Origin of the sequence: Mesorhizobium sp. M4A.F.Ca.ET.020.02.1.1 (assembly GCF_004022645.1) — a bacterium.
In the GTDB taxonomy this organism is placed as follows: Bacteria; Pseudomonadota; Alphaproteobacteria; order Rhizobiales; family Rhizobiaceae; genus Mesorhizobium.
Map to the genome: position 1 here is coordinate 1 of NZ_RZOI01000185.1, position 9,070 is coordinate 9,070.

Annotated in this window: 7 protein-coding genes; all 7 read left to right on the plus strand. The window is 65.4% G+C overall.

Annotated elements, in window-relative coordinates:
- On the plus strand, positions 1-1,443 hold a 1,443-nt coding region (argS, locus tag EN742_RS14160; protein WP_128332936.1), incomplete at its 5' end, for an arginine--tRNA ligase.
- Positions 1,444-1,546: 103 nt separating this feature from the next.
- Positions 1,547-5,083, plus strand: a complete 3,537-nt coding sequence (locus EN742_RS14165) for an SPOR domain-containing protein (RefSeq protein ID WP_128332937.1) — start codon at positions 1,547-1,549, stop codon at positions 5,081-5,083.
- A 127-nt stretch (positions 5,084-5,210) separates the two neighbouring features.
- Positions 5,211-6,230, plus strand: a complete 1,020-nt coding sequence (gene nagZ / locus EN742_RS14170; RefSeq protein ID WP_128332938.1) for a beta-N-acetylhexosaminidase — start codon at positions 5,211-5,213, stop codon at positions 6,228-6,230.
- A 63-nt stretch (positions 6,231-6,293) separates the two neighbouring features.
- Entirely contained in the window at positions 6,294-7,094 is an 801-nt protein-coding gene (locus EN742_RS14175; protein WP_126059057.1) for a ScpA family protein, read from the plus strand.
- On the plus strand, positions 7,091-7,846 hold the full coding sequence (gene scpB, locus EN742_RS14180; RefSeq protein ID WP_126054199.1) for an SMC-Scp complex subunit ScpB: 756 nt from the start codon (positions 7,091-7,093) through the stop codon (positions 7,844-7,846). The genes EN742_RS14175 and scpB overlap by 4 nt, the downstream gene beginning before the upstream one ends.
- Before the next feature lie 180 nt (positions 7,847-8,026).
- On the plus strand, positions 8,027-8,245 hold the full coding sequence (locus tag EN742_RS14185; protein ID WP_126054200.1) for a twin-arginine translocase TatA/TatE family subunit: 219 nt from the start codon (positions 8,027-8,029) through the stop codon (positions 8,243-8,245).
- Positions 8,246-8,274: 29 nt separating this feature from the next.
- Positions 8,275-9,033 (plus strand): Sec-independent protein translocase protein TatB, encoded by a 759-nt coding sequence (tatB, locus tag EN742_RS14190; protein WP_126054201.1) that lies wholly within the window; start codon positions 8,275-8,277, stop codon positions 9,031-9,033.
- Positions 9,034-9,070 lie beyond the last annotated feature (37 nt).

Consider the following 9,070-nt stretch of genomic DNA (forward strand, 5'->3'; position numbering starts at 1 on the left):
AGCCTCGGCGAAGGTCGCAACTATGGCCGCTCGACCATCGGCGGCGGCCGCAAGGCCAATGTCGAATATGTCTCGGCCAATCCGACCGGGCCCATGCATGTCGGCCATTGCCGGGGCGCGGTGGTGGGCGACACGCTCGCCAATCTGATGGCCTTCGCCGGCTACGATGTGACCAAGGAATATGTCATCAACGACGCTGGCTCGCAGATCGACGTGCTCGGCCGCTCGGCCCTGCTGCGCTATCGCGAGGCGCTCGGCGAGACGATCGGCGAGATCCCGCCCGGCCTCTATCCGGGCGACTATCTCGTGCCGGTCGGCCAGGCGCTGGCGCAGGAGTTCGGCGGCAAACTGCTGCAGATGCCGGAGGACGAGGCGCTGGCCATCGTCAAGGATCGCACTATCGACGCAATGATGGCGATGATCCGTGAGGACCTGGCGCTGCTCAACGTGCATCACGACGTGTTCTTCTCCGAGCGCACGCTGCACGCCGACCATGCCAAGAAGATCAGGGCGGCGATCGCCGACCTGACGCTGAAGGGTCATATCTACAAGGGCAAGCTGCCGCCGCCCAAGGGCGAGAAGCCGGACGACTGGGAAGACCGCGAGCAGACCCTGTTCCGCTCGACGGCCGTCGGCGACGACATGGACCGGGCGCTGGTCAAGTCGGACGGTTCCTTCACCTATTTCGCCGCCGATGTCGCCTACCTCAAGGACAAGGTGGAGCGCGGCTTCGTCGACCTGATCTATGTGCTGGGCGCCGACCATGGCGGATACGTCAAGCGGCTGGAGGCGCTCGCCCGGGCCATCGCCGGCGACGAGGTGAAGCTCACAGTGCTGCTTTGCCAACTGGTGAAGTTGTTCCGCGACGGCGAGCCGGTCCGCATGTCCAAGCGCTCCGGCGATTTCGTCACACTGCGCGAGGTGGTCGAAGAGGTCGGTCGCGATCCGATCCGCTTTATGATGCTTTACCGCAAGAACGACGCGCCGCTCGACTTCGATTTCGCCAAGGTGACCGAGCAATCGAAGGACAATCCGGTGTTCTACGTGCAGTACGCCTCGGCGCGCTGCCACTCGGTGTTCCGGCAGGCGAGCGAGCAGTTGGGCGAGGCTAATTTCGATCGCAACCGGCTGACGGCTTCGGTGGCTTCGCTCTCGGACGAGGGCGAAATCGGCCTGATCCGGAAGCTGGCTGAATATCCCAGGCTGATTGAGTCCGCGGCTCTTGCATTGGAGCCGCACAGGCTGGCATTCTACCTCTACGATCTGGCTTCCAGCTTCCATGGACACTGGAACCGGGGGACCGATAATCCCGACTTACGTTTTGTTAAGGTTAACGACCGACAATTGACGTATGCCAGACTAGGGCTGGTGCAGGCTGTTTCGGACGTTTTGACGTCCGGCCTGACGCTGATAGGGGCGGATGCGCCCACCGAGATGCGTTAGGTTTGACTAAAAAACCTGTCACCTTTTGCCCACATTGCGCTGGTAAGGGCCAACCCTGCGCGACGTCCATGGCGTCCGACTGTGTGCGAGTTCGGGAACAATAATGGCAGACAGAACCCAGCTGAAAGTAGCCGATCGCAACGACATCGCTGACGACGATCCGTTTGCGGAACTGACCAGGATCATGGGTTTCGACCCGCGCCAGCCGGTAAAGCCGCAGGCGCCTGTCCAGAAGGCTGCGCCCGCCAATCAGCCTGCCGCGGAGGGCGATTTCGACATCGACCTCGAGAAGGAACTGATGGGCGAGTTCGGCGCGGAGGAGAGCAAAGCCGTCGCGCAACCGAAAGAGCCGGCTTTCGAAGCCGCGGCCCGCAACGCGCTTGACGACGAGCTTGCGGCGTCGCTCGACCAGGACTTCGTGTTCGACGATATCGAGGACCATCATTTCGCCACCGCGCCCGCGGCAGGCGCTGTAGCGGCGCCGCAGGTCGATGCGGAGCCTGAGCTCGCAGCGGCCTTCGATGATGATCTCGGCCAGGCGGTCGCCAGTTCGCTCGAAGACGTCTCTCCGCTCGACGACGATCTGCCGATGGACGACGAGCTTGCCGCGTCGCTCGATCGGGAATTCCAGCTCGGCGATCATGCCGTCGAGGCAGTCGACCATCGTGCCGCAGAGGTTGCAGCGCCGGCGGTCGAAACCGCGTTCGAGGACGATTTCGATAATGCTGTTTCCCTGTCGCTCGAGGATGAACTGACGCTCGACGACCACGCGTCCGCTGATGACTACGTCGCTCTGGCCGTTGCCGAACATCCGGCGCCTGTTCAGGCTGTTGCCGACCAAGCGATTTCAGAGGAGGACTTTTCTGGTCACTTCGACGAGGCGATGGCCGATGTCGACACGGATATCGAGGCGCAGGCGGAACACCCGGCTGAAATCGATGAGCCGCTGACCGTCGAACAGCCTGCCGACGCTGCTTATGCCGCCGACACAGACGGTTCCGAGCTTGCCGAGCAGGCGTCCTTCGACGACGATTTCGCGCTCAGCATCGACGATGCCGAAGAGTCGCTGGCTGCCGCAGTGCCTGTCGAGCCTGTATATGCCGTCGAAGGCGATGCCACAGACCTTGCCGCGCAGGAAGCCTTCGAAGATGATGTCGAGCATGCGCTGACCGAAGAGGTTGAAGAGCCGGCTGCCGAATTCGCCGCCTTTGCGGACGAGCCGATCGCGCCTGCGGTCTTCGAGCTTGATATCGAAGATGCGCCGGCCGGAGAGGTTGAAGAACCTGCTGCCGAGATCGCCGCCGCTGCGGCCGAACCGATCACGCCCGCGGCCGTTGCGGTCGAGCCATCGGAACCTGCGACCGCCGCCAATGAGCGAAGCCTCGAGGATGAGCTTAACGCGCTGCTCGGCGCGATGAGCGCGCGGCCGATGCCCGTCGCTAGGGAACCCGAACCTATCCGTCAGCCGGTGGCGGAGAAGCCCGCGGATCAGCAGACCGTCGATGACCTCGATTGGGATCTCGACGGCCACGAGGACGCCCAGCCGCAGCAGGATGAGGCGGCCAAATCGGCCGAAGCCGATTCCGGCGATCTTCCGGGGGGTGAACTCGAAGGCCTGGATCTTTCTGCCAAGAATGCAACGGCCTCCGCCGACATTGACTTCGACGATGACGCATTTGATGCCGCCTTTGCCAAGGGCATTGAGGGCGATCGGGAGCCTGGCCATTCCGTGGCACCCGCCTCGCCTTCGCAGGACTGGCTGCGCTCGACCCCGCCCGAACCGGCGCGGTCGTGGAGCCGCGTGACCCCGGTCGCCGCACCTGCCCAGGCTTCATTCACAGCCCAGCCGACGGCGTCGGTGGCGCCGGTTTCGATCGCGCCGTCATACCGGCAGGAGCCGGTCGTGGAGGACGTTCCGGTCTATGCAGAGCCTGAGCCTGAGCCCGCGCAGCCGGACTATCAGCAAGCCTATGACGAGATGCCTGACGTCGAGACGGTCGACGTGCCGGAGCGTGTGGTGGCGCTTGCCGACGACCTCGAAATTCCCGAACTGGACTTCGAGGAAGAAAAGCCGGCAGCGCCGGCCTATGACGATCTCGATGCCGAGTTTGCCGGTCTGCTGAATGAAATGAACGCGGTCGAGGTCGCGCCCGCGCCGACACCGGCTCGAGCCGCCGCCTATGAGGACGACAGCTACGGCGCCGGATTCAAGCCGGGCCACGATCACGGCGACGCGCGCGCCTATGCGGCGGCGAAGCCGGCTGAAATGCTCGCAGCCCCAGCGCCGGTTTCCCAGGCCGCCGCGACGGGCGGCTTCGATATGGACAACCTGCCCGGCAGCCGGCCGGTCGCGCAGGCCGACGATTTCGCGGTCGATGAGCTCGACTACGACCCCGAGCTTGACCAGGAGATGGCGGTGCCGGGCCTTGCCGAGCGTGAGGCCGCTAGGCCGCGCGGCCGTGGCGTGCTGATCGCCGCCGTGGTCGGCGCCGTGGCCCTGGCCGGTGGTCTTGGCGCCTTTGCCTTGTCCTTTGGCGGCAAGGGCGGCAGCGAGGCGCCGGTTATCGTCAAGGCCGACAACGCGCCAATCAAGGTCAAGCCGGAGAATCCGGGCGGCACGGTGGTGCCGAACCAGGACAACAAGGTCTACGACGCGGTGGTCAAGGGTACCAAGCCGGCCGAGCCGGTGCAGGAAAAGCTGGTCACCAACACCGAAGAGCCAGTCGATGTGAAAGCCAAGGAGCCGGAGAGCCGCGTCGTCGATCTTTCGCCGGCCGATACCGACGCCGCTGCGGGCACGGACGCCGTGGGCAATGCCGCCGCGACGGCGACGACTTCCGGATTGGTCCCCTTGTCGGCTTCCTGCAGGACCTGGGCTATGCGATCCTCGGATTTCGGCGCCGGCGCCGCATCGGCGCTGCCCGGCGCATCCACGCCCGGCATCGCCGTCGCGCCACGCAAGGTCAGGACCATGATGGTCAAGCCCGATGGCTCGCTGGTTGCGCGCGAGGATCCTGCACCCGAGGCTGCTTCGCAGGTTGCTGCCGCCGAACCGGCCGATCCGGCGCCGCAGCATGTCGCCCCCGCGGCGCAGGCCGGCGCCGAGCAGACCGGCACAGTGGCGCCGGCGACCGATCAGGCGAGCGATCAGCCGACCGACCAGGTTGTCAGCGCCGACCAGACCGAGGCCGCACAGCCGCTCAAGCCGGCCGAGGCGCCAAAGGCCGAGGCGAAGGCCGAAGCCAAGACGCAGGCCGCCCACACCCAGTCGGCCAACACGCCGGCCACTGTTCCGGTGGCGCCGCAGCGTCCGTCCGACCAGCCGGTCGACGTCGTCGGCGAGGTGAAGCCCGACCAGGTCGCCTCCATATCGCCGAGCGCAGCAGCGGCAGGTGGTGGTTCGTGGTCGATGCAGATCGCCTCGCAGCCGACGGTTGAAAGCGCGCAGTCCACATACCAGGACCTGCAGCGCCGCTACGGCAGCGTGCTGTCGGGCCGCACCGCCAACATCGTCAAGGCCGAGATCGCCGGCAAGGGCACCTTCTACCGCGTCCGCGTGCCGGCGCAGTCGCGCAACGACGCGATCGCCCTGTGCACCAGCTATAAGGCGGCCGGCGGCAACTGCTTCGTGTCGCGCTGAGTCTGGGCGCAATCCAGTCAACCCGGCGCGGCCGCAGGGCCGCGCCGGTTTTTTGCGGGATCGGGCCTTCAACCGCTTGTCATGCGGGTGATTCCCTTTGTCCGCGCGAAGCCCTAAGCTCCAAGGCATGACCGAATCAAAATCCATGATCCTCGGCTGCGCCGGGAAATCGCTCACCCCAGAGGAAATCCGCTTCTATCGCGACGAGCGGCCCTGGGGTTTCATCCTGTTTGCCCGCAATGTCGGCGAGACCGAGCAGATCCGCGATCTGGTGGCTTCGATGCGCGACGCCGTCGGGCGTACGGACGCGCCGGTGTTCATCGACCAGGAAGGCGGCCGGGTGCAGCGCCTGCGGCCGCCGCTGGCACCGAACTATCCTGCGGGTGGCGCGCTCGGCGCGCTGTGGCGCAATGACCGCGAGGCCGGCCGCCGCGCCGCATGGCTGATGGCGCGCTTGCATGCCTTCGACCTGCTTCGTCATGGCATAACCGCCGATTGCCTGCCCGTGCTCGACGTGCCGGTGGAAGGCGCCAGCGATGTCATCGGCGCGCGCGCCTACGGCAAGGAGCCGGGTTCCGTGATCGAGCTCGGCCGCGCCGCGGCCGAGGGGCTGATGTCGGGCGGCGTGCTGCCGGTGATGAAGCACATTCCCGGGCACGGGCGGGCCTTTGCCGACACGCATTTCGAACTGCCGACCGTCGACACGCCGCTCAGCGAACTGCGCAGCCATGATTTCGCTCCGTTCAAGGCGCTCAACGATTTGCCGATGGCAATGACGGCGCATGTCGTCTACAGCGCCGTCGATCCGGAAAACCCGGCAACGACCTCGGCAAAGGTGGTCAACGACATCATCCGCGGCGAGATCGGCTTCGACGGTCTGCTGATGAGCGACGACACCTCGATGAAGGCACTTTCTGGGGATTTCCCGACAAAGGCGGCGGCGATCCTTGCGGCGGGCTGCGATCTGGTCCTTCACTGCAACGGCGTTTTCGAGGAAATGTCAGGCATTGCGTCACGCACCACGGCGCTTGCCGGCAAGTCGCTCGAGCGCGCCGAGCGGGCGCTGTCCTATATTAAAGATCGCGACCTCGCGAACGAGACCGAGATACGCGCCGAGTTTGCCACCTATTTCGACGCGGTGGCCTGACAGGGGAAAGAGACAGGGGCAGTGGCGGAAACATTGGACAGCAAGGCCGCGAAGGCCGCACCGATGGACCGTCTGTGGGCCGAGAACGACGATGCGCGCGTCACCGGCGATCCGTCGCTGGTCGTCGACGTCGCCGGCTTCGAGGGCCCGCTCGACCTTCTCCTGCACCTGGCGCGCAACCAGAAGGTCGATCTGGCGCGCATATCGATCCTGGCGCTGGCTGAGCAGTACCTCGCCTTCATCGAGAAGGTGAGGGCGCTGAGGCTGGAGCTTGCCGCCGACTATCTGGTGATGGCGGCGTGGCTCGCCTTCCTGAAGTCGAAACTTCTGATCCCCAAGCAGCCGGGCGAAGAGGGCGAGAGCGGCGAGGAACTGGCGGCGGTGCTGCAGTTCCGGCTGAAGCGGCTGGAGGCGATGCGCGATGCCTCGGCAAGGCTGGTCAACCGCAACCGGCTCGGCCGCGACGTGTTCGCGCGCGGCATGCCGGAGATGGTCATCATCGAGAAGCGCAACGCGTACTCCGCCTCGCTTTACGATCTGCTCACCGCCTATGCGCAGCAGCGCCAGAAGCAGGCGATCAACAATGTGACGATCGCCAGGCGTGGCGTGTGGTCGCTCAAAGATGCGCGCGACATCCTGAACAGGCTGGTCGGCACGCTCAGCGACTGGACGGCGCTGGACAGTTTCCTGATCGAGTATCTCGCGGCGCCGGAGGAGCGGCGCACGGCGGTCGCCAGCTCCTTCGCCGCGACGCTCGAACTGGTGCGTGAGGGCAAATTGGACTTGCGGCAGGAGCAGGTGTTCGCGCCGATCTATCTGCGCGGCCGCGCGCAAGGCATAAAGGCAGTCGAGGTGGTAGCATGAGCGAACGCGCCAACGCTTCGGTCATTCCGTTCAAGGTCGAGGACGAGGCCGAGGAACCTGCGGTCGAGCAGGCTTGCGTCGAGAATCCGGCCGAGCGGCTCGCTCTGGCGGAAGCCGTGCGCATGGCCGAGGCAATCATCTTCGCCAGCGCCGAGCCGGTCAGCGAAAAGCAGCTTGCCGCACGTCTGCCCGACGGCATCAACGTCACCGCTGCTATGGCCGACCTGCAGCAGATCTATGCCAGGCGCGGCGTCAATCTGGTGCGTGTCGGCGATGCCTGGGCCTTCCGTACCGCCGGCGATCTCGCCTTCCTGATGAGCCGCGACACCATCCAGCAAAGGAAGCTCTCCCGCGCGGCGCTCGAAGTGCTGGCGATCATCGCCTATCACCAGCCGGTGACGCGGGCCGAGATCGAGGACATCAGAGGCGTCGAAACCTCCAAGGGCACGCTCGACACGCTGATGGAGACGGAATGGATCAGGATGCGCGGCCGACGCCGTACGCCCGGCCGTCCCGTCACCTACGGCACGACGGACGCCTTCCTCGATCATTTCGCGCTGGAGGAGATCCGCGATCTTCCCGGCATGGAGGAACTGAAAGGCGCCGGGCTGCTTTCGACCCGCATGCCATCGAATTTCTCCGTGCCGCTGCCGCCGGCCGACCCTGACGCGCTGACCGAGGACGAGGATGCATTGACCGACATCGACCTCGAGGAACTCGGCCTGTTGACGCCGCGCGTCACGGAAGATTGACCCGTAAGATCCGTTGAAAACGGGCGGCAGGCGATGGGCTGCGCGGATTCGTAGCGGGCACTCGCGGCAAAAGTGCGTGACTTCCGACCGCCTTTCATCAACTCTGTTGCGGTTGTGTTTGAATCCCAACGCGAAAACGCATAGATCATCGCCAGGGAAATCATTCGAGAGAGAGTAGCTATGGGTTCGTTTTCGATTTGGCACTGGATGATCGTGCTGGTGATCGTGCTGCTGGTGTTCGGCCGCGGCAAGATTCCCGAGCTGATGGGCGACATGGCCAAGGGCATCAAGAGCTTCAAGAAGGGCATGGCCGACGACGACGCTGACGACAAGCGCACCGTCGAGCACCGCGCCGACGAAACCGTTTCGGCGGTGAAGGAGAAGGCCAGCAAGAGCTGAGCCCGAGGTTCTAGTCGGAACAGATTGCCATGTTTGAAGTCGGCTGGACCGAGATGCTGGTGATCGCGGTCGTCATGATCGTGGTCGTCGGGCCGAAGGATTTGCCCAATATGCTGCGCACCTTCGGCCGCACGACGGCAAAGCTGCGCGCCATGGCCGCCGACTTCCAGAAGCAGTTCAACGAGGCGCTGAAGGAAGCCGAGCTCGACGACGTCAAGAAGTCGGTCGACGAGCTCAGGGGGCTCAGCCCGGTCGCCGAGATCCGCAAGCAGCTCAATCCGTTCGAGCAGGCGGCGGCCGATGTCCGCTCTGGCGTCGATGCGGCGATGAAGCCGAAGCCTGCCGTCGATCCGGCCACGCCCGTTGCTTCGACGCCACAAGCCAGCGAACCGCTGAAGAACGGCGCCACGGTATTGCCTGGCGTCGAGGCGCCGGAAGCGACGCCGGCGGCGCCGATCTTTCCAGCGATGACCGACGATGCCGTGGTAACGCCGGCGGTTGCCGCTGCAACGGCGGCGCCGCAGACGGTGGAAGCCAAGAAGCCGGCCACGGCGAAGGCCGTCAAGGCACCAGCAACCGTGGCGAGGGCGACGGCTGCGAAGGCAAAGCCGACGCCAGCGAAAGCGGCCAAGCCAGCCGCGCCAGCAAAGACATCCAAGCCGGCCGCAACCAAGGCGGCGAGCAAGGCTGATGTGAAGCCCGCGCCGGCGACGAAGCCCGCGCCGGCGACGAAGCCCGCGCCGGCGACGAAGCCCGCGCCTAAGAAGACGGCGGGAGCCGCCAAGTGAGCGTCACGGACCAGGAAAGAGACGAAATTGAGAAATC